General features: G+C 70.5%; 13 protein-coding genes and 1 riboswitch. Of the genes, 6 read left to right on the plus strand and 7 right to left on the minus strand.

The genetic code is table 11. The annotated features are described in order from the left end of the window. Positions 1–2: 2 nt before the first annotated feature. Positions 3–3,623 carry a cobaltochelatase subunit CobN gene (cobN, locus tag YWM_RS0100840; RefSeq protein WP_028849116.1) on the minus strand — a complete coding sequence of 1,207 codons (3,621 nt, stop codon included), beginning with the start codon at positions 3,621–3,623 and terminating at the stop codon, positions 3–5. A 35-nt stretch (positions 3,624–3,658) separates the two neighbouring features. Further along, positions 3,659–3,767: riboswitch (cobalamin riboswitch) on the minus strand. Between the two features lie 58 nt (positions 3,768–3,825). Here cobN and YWM_RS21580 point away from each other — a divergent pair. Continuing rightward, entirely contained in the window at positions 3,826–4,350 is a 525-nt protein-coding gene (locus tag YWM_RS21580; RefSeq protein WP_052344419.1) for a histidine phosphatase family protein, read from the plus strand. Between the two features lie 53 nt (positions 4,351–4,403). Continuing rightward, complete coding sequence (gene cobA / locus YWM_RS21585) at positions 4,404–5,165, plus strand: uroporphyrinogen-III C-methyltransferase (protein ID WP_052344420.1); 762 nt, start codon at positions 4,404–4,406, stop codon at positions 5,163–5,165. A gap of 79 nt (positions 5,166–5,244) precedes the next feature. Here the strand turns inward: cobA and YWM_RS26715 are convergent, their stop codons facing one another. Genes YWM_RS26715 through YWM_RS0100860 form a run of 3 tightly spaced genes read right to left on the minus strand, consistent with a single transcriptional unit; the run spans position 5,245 to position 5,893 of the window. Beyond that, positions 5,245–5,424 carry a PIN domain-containing protein gene (locus YWM_RS26715; protein ID WP_245565874.1) on the minus strand — a complete coding sequence of 60 codons (180 nt, stop codon included), beginning with the start codon at positions 5,422–5,424 and terminating at the stop codon, positions 5,245–5,247. After that, a complete protein-coding gene (locus tag YWM_RS26720; protein ID WP_245565875.1) occupies positions 5,399–5,674 on the minus strand; it encodes a hypothetical protein in 276 nt (91 codons plus the stop codon). Before YWM_RS26720 ends, YWM_RS26715 begins: the two co-directional genes overlap by 26 nt. A 3-nt stretch (positions 5,675–5,677) precedes the next feature. Continuing rightward, positions 5,678–5,893 carry a hypothetical protein gene (locus YWM_RS0100860; protein WP_028849117.1) on the minus strand — a complete coding sequence of 72 codons (216 nt, stop codon included), beginning with the start codon at positions 5,891–5,893 and terminating at the stop codon, positions 5,678–5,680. 536 nt (positions 5,894–6,429) lie between these two features. Here YWM_RS0100860 and dxs point away from each other — a divergent pair. Genes dxs through YWM_RS0100880 form a run of 3 tightly spaced genes read left to right on the plus strand, consistent with a single transcriptional unit; the run spans position 6,430 to position 10,204 of the window. After that, positions 6,430–8,328, plus strand: a complete 1,899-nt coding sequence (gene dxs, locus YWM_RS0100870) for a 1-deoxy-D-xylulose-5-phosphate synthase (protein WP_028849118.1) — start codon at positions 6,430–6,432, stop codon at positions 8,326–8,328. A gap of 57 nt (positions 8,329–8,385) precedes the next feature. After that, positions 8,386–9,063: a response regulator transcription factor gene (locus tag YWM_RS0100875; RefSeq protein ID WP_028849119.1), complete on the plus strand. Its 678-nt coding sequence runs from the start codon at positions 8,386–8,388 to the stop codon at positions 9,061–9,063. 25 nt (positions 9,064–9,088) lie between these two features. Then, positions 9,089–10,204 carry a sensor histidine kinase gene (locus YWM_RS0100880; protein ID WP_043659277.1) on the plus strand — a complete coding sequence of 372 codons (1,116 nt, stop codon included), beginning with the start codon at positions 9,089–9,091 and terminating at the stop codon, positions 10,202–10,204. Positions 10,205–10,462: 258 nt separating this feature from the next. Here the strand turns inward: YWM_RS0100880 and YWM_RS21595 are convergent, their stop codons facing one another. The 3 genes from YWM_RS21595 to YWM_RS0100895 form a co-directional block, all read right to left on the minus strand. Then, positions 10,463–11,731 (minus strand): ribonuclease D, encoded by a 1,269-nt coding sequence (locus YWM_RS21595; RefSeq protein WP_052344421.1) that lies wholly within the window; start codon positions 11,729–11,731, stop codon positions 10,463–10,465. A 66-nt stretch (positions 11,732–11,797) separates the two neighbouring features. Then, entirely contained in the window at positions 11,798–12,514 is a 717-nt protein-coding gene (locus YWM_RS21600; protein WP_043659027.1) for a LuxR C-terminal-related transcriptional regulator, read from the minus strand. Between the two features lie 567 nt (positions 12,515–13,081). Continuing rightward, positions 13,082–13,645, minus strand: a complete 564-nt coding sequence (locus tag YWM_RS0100895) for a DUF3000 domain-containing protein (protein ID WP_028849122.1) — start codon at positions 13,643–13,645, stop codon at positions 13,082–13,084. A gap of 292 nt (positions 13,646–13,937) precedes the next feature. On the opposite strand from YWM_RS0100895, the gene hemE reads away from it, so the two are divergent. Next, a complete protein-coding gene (gene hemE / locus YWM_RS0100900; protein WP_028849123.1) occupies positions 13,938–15,005 on the plus strand; it encodes a uroporphyrinogen decarboxylase in 1,068 nt (355 codons plus the stop codon). Positions 15,006–15,009 lie beyond the last annotated feature (4 nt).

Below are 15,009 nucleotides of genomic sequence, written 5' to 3' on the forward strand. Positions count from 1 at the left end.
GCTCACTCGCGGTCCTCCAGGTCGCCCTCCACCTCGAGGTAGACCTGCTGCATCGCGGCCAGGGTGTCGGCGTCGGGCTCGGCCCACAGGCCGCGCTCGGCGGCCTCGTGGAGTCGCTCGACGATGCCGCGCAGTGCCCACGGGTTCGACTTGCGCAGGAACTCCTGGTTGGTCTCGTCGAGGACGTACTCCTGGGCGAGCTTGTCGTACATCCAGTCGTGCACCACACCGGCGGTGGCGTCGAATCCGAAGAGGTAGTCGACGGTGGCGGCCAGCTCGAAGGCGCCCTTGTAGCCGTGCCGCTGCATGGCGGCGATCCAGCGCGGGTTGACCACCCGGGTGCGGAAGACGCGCGCGGTCTCCTCCGACAGGGTGCGGGTGCGGATCGCGTCCGGCGAGGTTGAGTCGCCGACGTACGCCTTCGGATCGGCACCGGTCAGCGCGCGGACCGTGGCGACCATGCCGCCGTGGTACTGGAAGTAGTCGTCGGAGTCGGCGATGTCGTGCTCGGCGGAGTCGACGTTCTTGGCGGCGACCTTGATACGGCGGTAGTTGGCGCGCATGTCGTCGGCGGCCGGTACACCGTCGAGGTCGCGGCCGTAGGCGAAGCCGCCCCAGGCGGTGTAGACCTCGGCGAGGTCGCTGTCGTCGCGCCAGGTGCCGGACTCGATGACCTGCAGGATGCCGGCGCCGTACGACCCGGGCTTGGAGCCGAAGATGCGGGTCCTCGCGCGGCGGGCGTCGCCGTGCTCGGCCAGGTCGGCGGCGAAGTGGGCGCGCACGTAGTTCGCCTCGGCCGGCTCGTCGAGGTCGGCCACCATCCGCACCGCGTCGTCGAGCATCGCCACGACGTGGGGGAACGCGTCGCGGAAGAAGCCCGAGATCCGGACGGTGACGTCGATGCGCGGGCGGCCGAGTTCCTCGAGCGGAACGACGGCCAGTTCACGGACCCGGCGGGACTCCGCGTCCCACTCCGGGCGCACCCCGAGCAGCGCCAGCACCTCGGCGACGTCGTCACCGGAGGTTCGCATCGCGCTGGTGCCCCACACCGACAGCCCGACCGAGGTGGGGTAGGTGCCGGTCTCGTCGAGGTACTTCTGCACCAGCGAGTCGGCCATCGCCTGGCCGGTCTGCCAGGCCAGCCTGCTGGGGACGGCCCGCGGGTCGACGGTGTAGAAGTTGCGGCCCGTCGGCAGCACGTTCACCAGACCCCGCAGGGGAGAGCCGGAGGGCCCGGCCGGCACGAACCCGCCGGCGAGCGCGTGGAGGACCGCGTCGAGCTCGCCGGTCGTTCCGGCCAGGCGGGGGACGACCTGCTCGGCCGCGAACCTCAGCACCTGCTGGACCTCCGGCGCGTCATGCAGTCTGGACGCTTCCGTCGGGTCCCAGCCGGCCACCTCCATCGCCTCGACCAGCGCCCGCGCCCGCGCCTCCGTCTCATCGACCGCCTGGAGATCGGCGCCATCCTTGAGGCCGAGCGCGGCCCGCAGGCCGGGGACCGCGTTGCCGACGCCGCCCCAGACCTGCGCGGCGCGCAGGATGGAGAGCACCAGGTTGACCCGGGCCTCCCCGGTCGGTGCCGCGCCCAGGACGTGGAGGCCGTCGCGGATCTGGGCGTCCTTGATCTCGCACAGCCAGCCGTCGACGTGGAGCAGGAAGTCGTCGAACTCCTCGTCGTCGGGGCGTTCCTCCAGGCCGAGGTCACGGTGCAGCTGGGCAGCGTGCATGAGCTGCCAGATCTCACCCCGGATGGCCGCCAGCTTGGCGGGGTCCATCGCGGAGATCTTGTCGTACTCCTCGAGCAGGCCCTCGAGTCGTGCGATGTCGCCGTAGGACTCCGCGCGCGCCATGGGCGGCACGAGGTGGTCGACGATGGTGGCGTGCGCGCGGCGCTTGGCCTGCGCGCCCTCGCCGGGGTCGTTGACCAGGAACGGGTAGATCAGCGGCAGGTTCGCGATGGCGGCGTCCGGGCCGCAGGCGGCGGACAGCGCGGCGTTCTTGCCGGGCGGCCACTCCATCGAGCCGTGCTTGCCCAGGTGTACGACGGCGTGTGCCCCGAAGCCCCCGGTCTGGACATCCGCCCCGAGCCAGCGGTAGGCCGCGAGGTAGTGGTGGCTGGGCACCAGGTCGGGGTCGTGGTAGATCGCGACCGGGCTCTCGCCGAAGCCGCGCGGGGGCTGGATCAGGATCACGACGTTGCCGGCCTGCAGGGTGGCGAGCACGATCTCGCCGTCATCGTTCACGAACAGGCCGCCCGGTGACTCGCCCCACGCCTCGACCATGGCATCACGCAGAGACGCCGGGAGGTCGGACGTCCAGGCGTCGTACGCCGCCTTGCCGATGCGCACATGCGCGTCGGTGAGGTGTGCGCTGGTCAGCCACTCCTCGTCCTGCCCACCGGCGGCGATGAGGGCATGGATCAGGGCGTCGCCGGCCCGGGTGTCGCCTGGGTCGTCGGGCAGGTCCAGGAGCGGCAGCACCGGGTTGTCGGTGCCAAGGTCGTAGCCGTCCTCACGCAGACGGCGCAGCAGCCGGATGGCCGAGACCGGCGTGTCGAGGCCGACCGCGTTGCCGATCCGCGCGTGCTTCGTGGGATAGGCGCTCAGCATCAGCGCGATCCGCTTCTCGCCGTTGGGCACCCGGCGCAGGACGGCGTGGTTGACCGCGATGCCGGCGACGCGGGCGCAGCGCTCGGGGTCGGCGACGTAGGACGGAAGACCCTCGGCGTCGATCTCCTTGAACGAGAACGGTGCCGTCGTGATCCGGCCGTCGAACTCCGGGATGGCGATCTGGCTGGCGTAGTCGAGCGGGCTGATCCCGTCGTCGGACGCCTCCCACTCCGCCCGGCTGTTGGTCAGGCACAAGCCGTGCAGCACCGGGATGTCGAGGGCTGCCATCCGCTCCACGTCCCACGCCTCGTCGTCACCGCCGGCACTGGCCGTGGCCGGAGCGCTGCCACCGGCCGCAAGCACCGTCACCACGAGGGCGTCGAGCGTCCCGAGCGCCTCGTAGAGGTCATCGGGCGCCGAGCGGAGCGACCCGGCGAAGATCGGGACGCCGACCGCTCGGCCGGTCGCGTCGATCGCGTCGGCGAGGGTGTGCGCGAACGCGTTGTTGCCGCTGGCCTCGTGCGCGCGGTAGTAGAGCACGCCCACGCGCGGCAGGTCGCCGTCGCCGGCCGTAGGTCGGTCGGCGTACCCCCACGCCGGGATGGCGACCGGAGGCTCGAACCCCTCCCCGGTCAGCAGCACGGTGTCGGAGAGGAAGGCGTGCAGCTGGGTGAGGTTGGCCGGACCGCCCTCGGCCAGGTAGCGGTGGGCTTCGGCTGCCGTCCCCATCGGCACAGTGGAGAGCTCCATCAGCTCGGCGTTGGGCTGCTGCTCCCCGCCGAGTACGACCAGCGGCTTCCCATCCTCACGCACGGCGGCGAGGCCGGGCCACAGGTCGTGAGGCGAGCCGAGCAGGCGTACGACGACGAGGTCGACCCCGGCGACGAGCGCCGTGAGCTCGGCGTCGGTGCTGCGGGCGGGGTTCGCCCAGACGTAGCCGGCGCCGCTGGCGCGAGCAGACAGCAGGTCCGTGTCAGAAGTCGACAGCAGTGCGATGCGGGTAGGCGCAGCCATGGGCCGGTTTCCTGCGGGGTTCTCGCCCCGTCAATCGGTCGGATCAGCCCATGGCCAGTGTCTGGCTGCGTCTTGTCGACGTCACAGTGGCGGAACCGCCCCGAACTCCCACCGGGTTCCTGCACCACGAGCAGTCCGCAGCCTACGGGAGAATCACCGCCATGCCTCACCCGGTCTACCTCGTCCGCCACGGCCAGTCGCAGTGGAACCTCCGCCGCCTGACCCAAGGACAGACGGCATTCCGCCACTGACCGAACTCGGCCGTTCGCAGTCGGCCGCGGCGGCAGAGCTGATCGCAGCCGACCTGGACGACTTGGGACTGGCCGCCGAGCGCCTCGTCAGCAGCGACCTGACCCGCGCCGTCGAGACCGCGGAGATCATCGGCGTCCGACTGCAACTGACCGTGGAGACCGACTCGCGGCTGCGTGAGCAGCATCTGGGCGAGCTGGAGGGCCGCTCCTACGTTGAGACCTGGGCGGCAGCGGAAGAGTTCGACTGGTCCGACCCGACACTGCCCATCGCGGGTGGTGAATCTCTGATGGACGTCTACGACCGGATGGCCGCCGTCCTCGAGGAGATCGACCCCGCCGGGGTTGCCATCCTGGTCTCGCACGGGGACGCGATCCGCGCCGCAGTCGCCTACCTCAATGGAGTCAAGCCCCATGAGTCCGACTGGGTCGAGGTCGCGAACGGTGCGGTTGCGCGCATCGACGGCACGATCACCTAGCTGGGTTGAGCACCGATTCGGGAACGACGCCCGGGCCCCTGCAAGATCTGCCCATGCCTCGCAGTAACACGATCACGCTCGCCCCCTCGGACTTCCGCGGCGTCACCCTCGTCGGTGGAGGGCCGGGGGACGCCGACCTGATCACTGTGGCAGGCATCAAGGCACTCCTGGCCGCAGACGTGGTCGTCACGGACCGGCTCGCGCCTCGCGAACTCCTCGCCGATCTCGACCCCAGCATCGAGGTCATCGACGTCGCCAAGGTGCCCCGCAGCCGGTTCACCGCTCAAGAGGAGATCAACCGGCTCCTCGTCGAGCGGGCTCGCGCGGGCAAGAACGTCGTGCGACTCAAGGGTGGCGATGGCTACGTCTTCGGGCGCGGCTTCGAGGAACTGCTCGCGCTCCAGGAGGCGGGGGTCCCGGTCCGTGTCATCCCCGGGCTCTCATCATCGATCTCCGTGCCGGCGCTCGCCGGCATCCCGGTCACCCACCGAGGCGTCGTGCACGAGTTCACCGTCGTCTCCGGGCACCTCCCACCCGACCACCCCGGCAGCCTGATCGACTGGCCCGGCCTGGCGCAGATGCGCGGCACCCTCGTGCTGTTGATGGCTGTCGAGAACGCCGGCGCCATCGCCGCGGCGCTGATAGATGGTGGTCGGAGTGCCGATACTCCCGCGGCGGTGATCTGCGACGGTTCGCTGCCGACGGAACGCACCATCATCTCGTCCCTGGGCGGACTCGGCTCCGACATCGCAGGAGAGAACATCGAGCCACCCGCAATCATCGTGATCGGCGAGGTCGTGACCTTGGCGGGCTGACTCGCCCGTGCCCGTTCAAGCCGCGGGTTCGCCGGTGCCGATCGACGCGGGCGTCCTGGGGCGGGAATGAGGGAAGGGATCAGCCAAGCCGCTCGGGGAGCAGGGTCAGGTGATCGACGTGGTGGACGCGAACGGCAGCGAAGTGACGGCGGTCGGTGGTCGCAATCTCGGTCACGTCCAAGCGTTCAGCGAGGGCGAGGACGGATGCATCGGTCGTACCGAGCGGGAAATCGTCATAGCGTCTGGCGAGCTCGGCCATTCGCGTAGTCCTCGGGCAGGAGGTCAACCGGCTCGAAGTCGCCGTCGGCGACACTCGCCAGGAATCGGGCTTCCTCACCGGACCCGGCGTAGTGGCTGATGAGGTACCCGGCTTCGGCGGCGACCGTAGCGGGGAGGAGCAGGCGACGGTTGGCCAGCCGCGCGCTCGAGAGCAACTCGGTGCATGAGTGGTGGTTCGCGTCGCGGTCCACAGCGGGCGCGACGATGACGCCCGAGTCGATCAGGATCATCGATCAGCGGCCGAAGCCCTGGGCCAGTACCGCGTCGATCGCCTCCGGAGACGAGGCGTTCCTCGGCCCGTCCTTGATCATCCCGAACCACTCGAACGGCTCGGTGGTTCGCGGCGGCCGCGGAGTCGCGCGCCGCTTCACGTCGGCGAGCACGGCAGCAACCTGATCGTCGGGCAGGTCGTCGATCAGGTCGTGAAGTTCATCGCGACTCGTGCTCATGCGAGCAAGTCTAGATCGCGTGTCCGACGTGGCACTGGACCTTCGTTTGCGCGGCGACGCGCCTGTCGGCCAGCGGGGAACGAGCATGGGCGTTCCTCGTCATGCGGCCGGGAGCCTCGGCAACAGTGACCCCCGGCGGCAGCAGCCGCACAGTGCGCTTGTCGGGGCAGCTCGCTGCGCTCGCTGCGGACGTTTGCGACCGTCGGTGGGAGGGCTCGGTTTGGGCTCGCTTTGATTCGCAAAGGTCTGCGACCCCGCGCCGACGCCCACAAGGGTCGAGAACGACATCGCTGCAGGTCAGGTGCGGTTTCTGGGATACGAAGGCGTCCGATCGCAAATGATCGCGTTGACGCTCAGGGGGCCGAACCTGTTCCCGATGACGCACCACGTCGAGTGCATCGCTCTGCTCGCCGCACGTTGATCACGGGTAGCGTGGTGCCGGACCGGACGAATCCGCGCTTCTACACTTGGGGGAACTGCCGGGGCGAGGTATCGCGCGCTACGCCTGGCGATCGGCACGAAGAGCGAGGTGGGACATGACGCTGCTGGACCAGGTACGCGGCCCGGGCGACCTGAAGCGCATGAATCAGGTCGAGCTGGCCGCACTGGCCGCCGAGATCCGCGCTTTCCTGGTGGACAAGGTCTGCCAGGCGGGCGGGCACCTCGGCCCGAACCTGGGCGTCGTGGAGCTCACCCTGGCGCTGCACCGGGTGTTCGACTCGCCGCGTGAGCCGCTGCTGTGGGACGTCGGGCACCAGAGCTACGTGCACAAGATCGTCACCGGCAGGCAGAAGGGCTTCGACCTGCTGCGGCAGCGCGGCGGTGTGAGCGGCTACCCGGCGCGGGCGGAGAGCGAGCACGACTTCGTCGAGAACAGCCACGCGTCCACCGCGTTGTCCTACGCCGACGGGCTGTCCAAGGCGTTCGAGCTGCGCGGTGAGCAGCGCTGCGTGGTCGCGGTCGTCGGCGACGGTGCGCTGACCGGCGGCATGTGCTGGGAGGCGTTGAACAACATCGCCGCGGCCGACCGCCCGGTGGTCATCGTGGTCAACGACAACGGCCGCTCCTACCTGCCGACCATCGGCGGGTTCGCCGAGCATCTGGCGTCGCTGCGGCTGCAGCCGTCGTACGAGAAGGTGCTGCAGCGTGGCAAGGACATGCTGCGGCACACCCCGGTGGTCGGCAAGCCGCTGTACGCCGCGGCGCACGCGGCCAAAGCCGGCCTGAAGGACGCGCTGAGCCCGCAGGCGATGTTCTCCGATCTCGGCCTGAAATACCTCGGGCCGGTCGACGGACACGACATCCAGCAGCTGGAGTCGGCGCTGACCAAGGCGAAGGCCTACGGCGGCCCGGTGATCGTGCACGCGGTCACGCAGAAGGGCCACGGCTACCCGCCCGCGGTCAACGACGAGATCGACCAGATGCACCAGACCGCGCCCGCGGCGTCCGGGTCGGGCAAGTCCGGCAAGAGCTGGACGTCGATCTTCAGCGACGAGCTGGCCACGCTGGCGGACGAGCGTCCGGATCTGGTGGCCGTCACGGCGGCCATGCTGCACTCCACCGGCCTGCACGCGTTCGCGGAGAAGTACCCGGAGCGGGTTTTCGACGTCGGTATCGCCGAGCAGCACGCGGCCACGTCCGCGGCCGGCCTGGCGATGGGCGGCCTGCACCCGGTGGTGGCGATCTACGCGACGTTCCTCAACCGCGCGTTCGACCAGGTGTTGATGGATGTCGCGCTGCACCGGCAGGGCGTGACGTTCGTGCTGGACCGGGCGGGCATCACCGGGCCGGACGGCCCGAGCCACCACGGCATGTGGGACCTGTCGCTGCTGGGTGTCGTCCCCGGCATGAAGGTCGCCGCGCCGCGTGACGAGGCCACGTTGCGGGAGGAGCTGCGCGAGGCGGTCGCCGTGTCCGACGGCCCGACGGCGCTGCGGTTCTCCCGCGGCAGTGTCGGTGCGCCGATCAAGGCCGAGCGCCGCGTGGGAACGGTGGACATCCTGCGCACGCCGGCAGGCGACGCCGAGGCGGACGTCCTCCTGGTGGCCGTCGGAGCGTTCGGCGAACTGGGCGTGCGGGCCGCGGAGAAGCTCGAGGACCAGGGCATCGGCGTGACGGTGGTGGACCCGCGATGGGTGCTGCCCGTGCCGGAGGAGCTGGTCGAGCTGGCCGGCGAGCACCGGCTGGTGGTCACCGTCGAGGACGGTGGCAGGCACGGTGGCTTCGGCTCGGCACTGGCCGCGTTGCTGCGCGACCACGAGTGCGACGTCCCGCTGCGTGACATCGGTGTGCCCCAGCGCTTCCACCAGCACGGCACCCGCGGCGAGGTGCTCGCCGACCTCGGGCTGACCGCCCAGGACGTGGCGCGGCAGGTGACCGGTTGGGCCGCGTCACTGCAGGACATCGACGTGCCGGAGACCGCGGAGCACCACTAGCGCGCGATCACCCAGGGTTGTCAGCATCTTCTCAGGCTGTTGTGGCACGGTGAAAACGTGCGAGTTCTGGTAGTTGAGGACGAAGAACCCCTTGCCGACGCGGTGGCCCGCGGCCTGCGGCGGGAAGGCATGGCCGTCGACGTGGCGTTGACCGGCGACGAGGGCCACGAGAAGGCCATGATCACCCGCTACGACGTGGTGGTGCTGGATCGCGACCTGCCCGGCATGTCCGGCGACCAGCTCTGCGAGGAGATCATCGCCTCCGGCGAACTCACCCGCGTGCTGATGCTGACGGCCAGCGGCACCGTGGCGGACCGGGTCGACGGCCTGTCCCGCGGGGCCGACGACTACCTGGCCAAGCCGTTCGCGTTCCCCGAATTGGTCGCGCGCGTGCGCGCGCTGGCTCGGCGCGCCACGCCCGCGACCCCACCGCTGCTGAAGGCGCGGGACGTGACGCTGGATCCGGCCAAGCGGACGGTGACGCGTGCCAGCGGACCGATCGAGCTGACCCGCAAGGAGTTCGGGGTGCTCGAGGTCCTGATGGCGGCTGGGGGATCGGTGGTCTCCAGCGAGGAGTTGCTGGAGCGAGTGTGGGACGAGAACGCCGACCCGTTCACCACCACGGTGCGGGTGACGGTCATGACGTTGCGCAAGAAGCTGGGCGAGCCGGGCATCATCGACACGGTCGTGGGCTCCGGGTACCGGATCCCAGAGGCCGGTACCGTGTCCCAGTGATCCGGTCGTGATCGTCAAGCGCGCGATGTCGCAGCTGCGCGGGCTGCGTGGGCGCTTCACGCTGCTCGCCGTGGTGTTGACCGCGGCGACCAGCATCGTGCTGCTGACGCTGGCGTGGATGCTGGTGCGCGACGCCGCCGCCGGGGTGCCGCAGCTTCCGCCGGGCACGACCGTCCGGGTCAACGGGTCCAAGGTGGACGCCGCCGTGCTGACTGCGCAGCTGCAGGAGCAGGCGCAGGACAACGTGATCGTGGCGGGCGTCATCGCGTTCGGTTGTGTCGTGCTGGCCGCCGGCATCTTGGCGTGGGCGCTGACCTCGCGCGTGCTGAGGCCGCTGGCGGAGATCAGTGCGACCGCGCGTCGGCTTTCGGCCGAATCGCTGGACGAACGCATCGGGCCGATCCGGCCGCGGGACGAGCTGGCTCAGCTGGCCGAGACGATCGACGACATGCTGGACCGGCTGGCCAACGCGTTCGACGCGCAGCGCCGGTTCGTGGCGAACGCCTCGCACGAGCTGCGGACCCCGTTGACGGTCATCCGCACCGAACTCGATGTCACGCTCTCCGACCCGGACGCCGACGAGGCGGAGTACCGCAGGATGGCCGAGGTGGTGCGGGCTGCCGTGCAGCGCGCGGAGCACCTGGTGGGCGCGCTGCTGCTGCTGGCGAGGACGGATGCGGCGGGGTTGGCGGCGCGCGAGCCGGTGGACCTGGCCGCGGTCGTGCGTGACGCGTGGGACGCCACCCGGCCGGAAGCCGAGGAGCGAGGGCTGCGGGTGGAGATGAACATCGAGCCGGCGCCGACGATGGGTGATCCAGCGCTGCTGGAGCGCGTGGCGGGCAACCTGCTGGAGAACGCGGTGCGGCACAACGTCGACGGCGGCTGGCTCTCGGTGAGCACGGCGGCGGACGCTGCTTCGGCGCAGCTGACCGTGCGTTCGTCGGGCCGGATGATCGACCCGGAGACGGTGCACGAACTGTTCGAGCCGTTCCACCGCGGGACCGAGCGGGTCGGCAAGTCCGGCGCCGGGCTCGGGCTGTCCATCGTGCGGGCGGCCGTCGAGGCGCATTCCGGCACGGTGCGGGCCGAGCCGGTGGTGGGTGGCGGCCTGGCCGTGACCGTCACCGTGCCCAGTACTTGAGGCCCGGTCCGCCGGTCGGTTCGGCCGACGCCGATAGTTGGCGCCTGGTCCGCGGGTCAGTTCGGCCGGTGCCGGTACTTGGCGCCTGGTCCGCCGGTAGTTCAGCCGGTGCCCTGTACTTGAGGCCCGGTCCGCCGATCGGATCGGCCGGTGCCGGTACTTGGCGCCTGGTCCGCAGGTCGGTTCGGCCGGTGCCCAGTAGTTGAGGCCCGGTCCGCCAGTTGGTCCAGTGCCCGGTGCTTGGGGTCCGGTCCTCAGTCAGCCCTGGCCGGTACCTGAGGCTCGATCGGCCGGTCGGTCAGCCCTGGCCTGCAGTGCGTCGCTGAGCAGCCCGGCGGTCAGCTCGACCTGCCACGGCCGAGCGCCCCACTCGGACAGCAACCTCGCCACCGAATCGGCGTCGGTCTCCGCGGGCGGCTGCCAGCACAGTCGGCGCACGAACTCCGGCAGCACGAGGTTTTCCACCGGGATGCGGTGCTTGTCCGACAGTTCGGCCAGCCCCGCGCGTGCGGCAGCCAGCCGGGCGGCCGCTTCCGGGTCCCGATCGGCCCAGCGGCTCGGCGGTGGTGGTCCACCGTTGGGCTGGCTCGGGCTGGGCAGCTGGTCCGCAGGCAGGCGGCGCGCCTGTTCGATGTGGCGCATCCAGAGCGCGGACAGCGCTCGCTGTCGCTTGCCGCCGAACGTGCCGAGTGCGCGCAGCTCTTCGATCGTGCGTGGGTTGTTCTGCGCCGCGGCCACGATGGCGCTGTCCGGCAGCACCCTGCCCGGCGCCCGGTCGCGGTTCCGCGCCAGCTCGTCGCGGGCCTGCCACAAGGCACGTACCACGGCCAGCGCGCGCGGGGAGCGGATCTTGTGGATGCCCGACGTTCGCCGCCACGGCTCCGGGCGCGGCTCGGGCGGGGGAGCGGTCAGGATCGCGGCGAACTCCTGCTCGGCCCAGTCCAGCTTGCCCTGCTCGGCCAGTTCGGCGGCGAGCTTGTCGCGCAGCGGCAGGAGCAGCTCGACGTCCAACGCTGCGTAGCTCAGCCACGCAGCGGGAAGCGGCCGGGTGGACCAGTCCGCCGCGCTGTGCCCCTTCTCCAGCCGGTAGCCGAGCAGCTGCTCGACCATCGTGCCCAGCGCGACACGGTGGTATCCGGCCAGTCTGGCGGCGAGTTCGGTGTCGAACAGACCTCTCGGCCGCAGCCCGAGCTCGGTCAGGCACGGCATGTCCTGGGATGCCGCATGCAGCACCCACTCGGCGTCGTTGAGCACCGCACGCAGCGGGTCCAGCTTGCCTGCCAGCGCGATCGGGTCGATCAGGTGCGTGCCCGCGCCGTCCCGGCGCAGCTGGATCAGGTAAGCCTTCGGCCAATAGCGGTAGCCCGAAGCGCGTTCGGTGTCCACCGCGATGGCTCCGCTGCCGCCCGCCAGCGCAGCACAAGCTTCGGCCAGGGCTTGCTCGTCCGCGACGACGTCGGGGACGCCTTCGCGGGGTTCGCGAAGCAGAACGGCCTCGGCCGGTGGCTCGTCAGCTGTGTCACTCACGGCCCGCAACCCTACGCCGACAGCGCACTGTCGGCGTAGGGTCCGGCCGTATCGACAAGCACGATGTCAGCGGATGACCCCCGCCCGCATGGCCAGCGCGACCATTTGGGCCCGGTCACCGGTGCCGAGCTTGCGCCCGATCCGCGACAGGTGGGATTTCACCGTCAGCGCGGACAGGTTCAGCGCTTCACCGATTTCCTTGTTGGACTGGCCATCTGCCACGAGCTGGAGCACCTGCACCTCACGCGAGGACAGCTCGCGCGGGGTGTTGTCGGTGCCCGGTACCCGCGTTCCGGTGGCCAGTACCGGCGCGACGCCCGGGTCGGCGTAGACGCCTCCCTCGAGCACCCTGCGCACGCCGTCGGTCACCGCGACCGGTGACGCCGACTTGAGCAGGTACGCCTGAGCACCAGCCTGGAACGCGGCCCGTACGGCGTACGGGTCGTCCGACGACGCCAGCACGACGACCCGAGGCCAGCCGTTGCTGCGTAGTTCGGATACCAGCTCGATGCCGCTGCCGTCCGGCAGTCCGAGGTCGAGGATCGCGAGGTCGCACGGCCCGGTGGCCGCCGCCCTCAACCTCGCCTCGGCCACCGTGGCAGCCTCGTGAACGGTGCCCGCACCCATTTGTGCGAGCCGTGCCGAGATCGCTTCCCTCAACAGCGGGTGGTCGTCGACCACCNGCACCGAGAAAAGCTCCTCGCGCGGATGCGGAACCATGCTTGCTGGCAAGCTGCCAGCGGGCGTGGAACGAGCGGCCTGATTGAAGCCGACGGTAGCCACGTCACTACCTCCCTGGAGTCGGTCGTGCCCCCCGACCGGCACCGGCACTTTCGGCCGTTCAGCCGCGCCAGCTTTGAGCCGAAAGTGGTGTCGTGTGACGCACTCTAGCCGCCTGACGGGGTCAGTGGGGGGATCAAATGGGTAAGTATTTCGATCTGTTGACTACCCAGAGTCATGCTAATCACACGATCAGGCTACTAACCCGGAACCTGGTAACGCGATGCTCGCCCGAACCGATGAAATCTGGTTAACGGTTCACTCCGCGCGCCAAGTGGTTGTTACGAAGGGACGAGCGGTCGGCGGCCAAGTGGGCGAACGGGCACGGACCCGGCCGGCTGTATCACAGCCTCCATCGCGTCCCGATTCGGCTCCAATTCTTACCCTGCAGGGCTTCGCCGCGGGTCTTCGGCAAGGCGTGTCCGGGCCCTCGTCCGCCGGCCGTCACGGGCGGTGGCGCTCCGCGGGCTCGAATGGCCGTCGCGGGCAGATGTGCTTGAGCCGGCGGGGGATCGTGGCGTCCGAGCGTTCCACCGCTCGGCGGAGGGTCTGGAAGGACCGACGGCCGCCTCAGGACCCCTGCCGCTGGCCGAACAACGTGACGCCGACCGGGGGAAGCCCGACGACGCTGGCCATGACGCGGCAGAACGCCTCACCGTGCGGCCGGAGATCGGACGTCGTCGGCGTCCAGGACGCGCGAAGCTCCAGATCGTCGGTGCGAGCCGGGCCGGCAATGTCGCCGAAGCGCGCCGAGGAGGTCGCGGTGACCGTGCCGCCGAGCGCGGTGAACTCGGCCGAGGTGGCCTCGAGTGCCTCGGTCAGCCACGACCAGCCGACCGACGGCAGCAAGGGATCGGTGGCCAGTTCCTGGTCGATCTCCGCGGTGACGTAACCGACCAGCCGCAGCACACCGTGCCACGGTTCCGGGCCGTCCGGGTCGTGCAGCAGCACCAGGCGCCCGGACGCCATCACGTCGGCGGGACCGGTGACTTCGCAGCTCAGCGCGTAGGACCACGGAGCGAGCCGCCGAGGTGGCCGCACCGGCTCGAGGGTCAGCTCCGGGCGTGGGCGCACCTGGCGAAGTGCTTCCACGGCCGCCCGGAACACCTCGGGGGCGTGCGTCATCGCGGTCATCGACGATGACTGTAGGGCGGAAATGCCCCATTGAGCCGGTAGGCACGCCGATAATCTCGGTCGGGCGCGGTGACCCGGCATCCGATCGGCGCAGCGGGAGCGTCTGAGCGGGCCGCGACGAACCGGCATGGGACGGCGGTGGCAGGCGGAGACCCCACTTGCCACGGTCGAGGTGTGGCGGCCGAGTGGTCCGGGCGAGCTGTGAGCCGAACCGTTCGCTGCGACACCGCTCGGGGGCGCCCGGACGACGCGTGGGATCATCACGGTTGAGCCGTTTGTCGAGGAGAGCGCCGTGCGTGTTGCCGAACCCGTTGCCCGCCGAGATCTGTCGACGGCGCCGTTGCTGGTCGCTGCGCGGGGAGGCCGACCGAGCAGGCTGCCGGTGTGGTTCATGCGGCAGGCGGGCCGCAGCCTTCCGGAGTACCGCCAGGTCCGCGGCACCGTGCCCATGCTGCAGGCGTGCTTCGACCCGGAGATGATCGCCGAGGTCACGCTGCAGCCGGTGCGCAGGCACGGTGTCGACGCGGCCATCTTGTTCAGCGACATCGTGGTGCCGCTCAAGGCCGCCGGAATCGGCGTGGACATCAAACCGGGCGTCGGCCCGGTGGTCGACCACCCGGTGCGTACCAACAAGGACGTACAGGGGTTGCCGGCGCTCGAGCCCGCCCAGGTCGATGCCGTCCAGCGCGCCGTGCGGATCCTGACCTCGGAGTTGGGTCAGACACCGTTGATCGGCTTCGCCGGGGCACCGTTCACGCTCGCGTCCTATCTGATCGAGGGCGGACCGAGCCGCAACCACGAGCACACCAAGGCTCTGATGCATTCCGACCCGCAGACGTGGCACGGGCTGCTGGACAAGCTCGCCGACATCACGATCACGTTCCTGCGCGCGCAACTGGATGCCGGGGTGGACGCGGTCCAGCTGTTCGACTCGTGGGCCGGTGCGCTGTCGGAGCGGGACTACCGACGATTCGTGCAGCCGCATTCGGCGAAGGTGCTCTCCGCGGTCGCATCGGCCGGGGTGCCACGCATCCACTTCGGCGTCGGGACTTCCGAACTGTTGCCTGCCATGCGGGAGGCCGGGGCCGACGTGGTCGGCGTCGACTGGCGGATCTCGCTGGACACCGCGGTGCGGCGGCTGACCGTCGACGGGCGGCCGACACCCGTGGTGCAGGGCAACCTCGACCCGGCGGTGCTGATGGCCGACTGGCCGGTCGTCGAGGCGGAGGTGCGGCGCATCGTCGACGAGGGCCGCGTGGCCGCCGGACACATCGTCAACCTCGGACACGGCGTGCTACCTGCGACCGACCCGGGCGTGTTGACCCGGGTCGTGGAGCTGGTGCACAGCCTGACCCCGTGACGCG

The organism is Thermocrispum municipale DSM 44069 (genome assembly GCF_000427825.1).
In the GTDB taxonomy this organism is placed as follows: Bacteria; Actinomycetota; Actinomycetes; order Mycobacteriales; family Pseudonocardiaceae; genus Thermocrispum; species Thermocrispum municipale.

Coding starts and splice junctions, on each gene's coding strand:
- cobN (WP_028849116.1), bottom strand. CDS start 3,623: ATGGCTGCGCCTACCCGCATCGCACTGCTGTCGACTTCTGACACGGAC.
- cobA (WP_052344420.1), top strand. CDS start 4,404: ATGCCTCGCAGTAACACGATCACGCTCGCCCCCTCGGACTTCCGCGGC.
- YWM_RS26715 (WP_245565874.1), bottom strand. CDS start 5,424: ATGGCCGAGCTCGCCAGACGCTATGACGATTTCCCGCTCGGTACGACC.
- YWM_RS26720 (WP_245565875.1), bottom strand. CDS start 5,674: ATGATCCTGATCGACTCGGGCGTCATCGTCGCGCCCGCTGTGGACCGC.
- YWM_RS0100860 (WP_028849117.1), bottom strand. CDS start 5,893: ATGAGCACGAGTCGCGATGAACTTCACGACCTGATCGACGACCTGCCC.
- dxs (WP_028849118.1), top strand. CDS start 6,430: ATGACGCTGCTGGACCAGGTACGCGGCCCGGGCGACCTGAAGCGCATG.
- YWM_RS0100880 (WP_043659277.1), top strand. CDS start 9,089: ATGTCGCAGCTGCGCGGGCTGCGTGGGCGCTTCACGCTGCTCGCCGTG.
- YWM_RS0100895 (WP_028849122.1), bottom strand. CDS start 13,645: ATGACCGCGATGACGCACGCCCCCGAGGTGTTCCGGGCGGCCGTGGAA.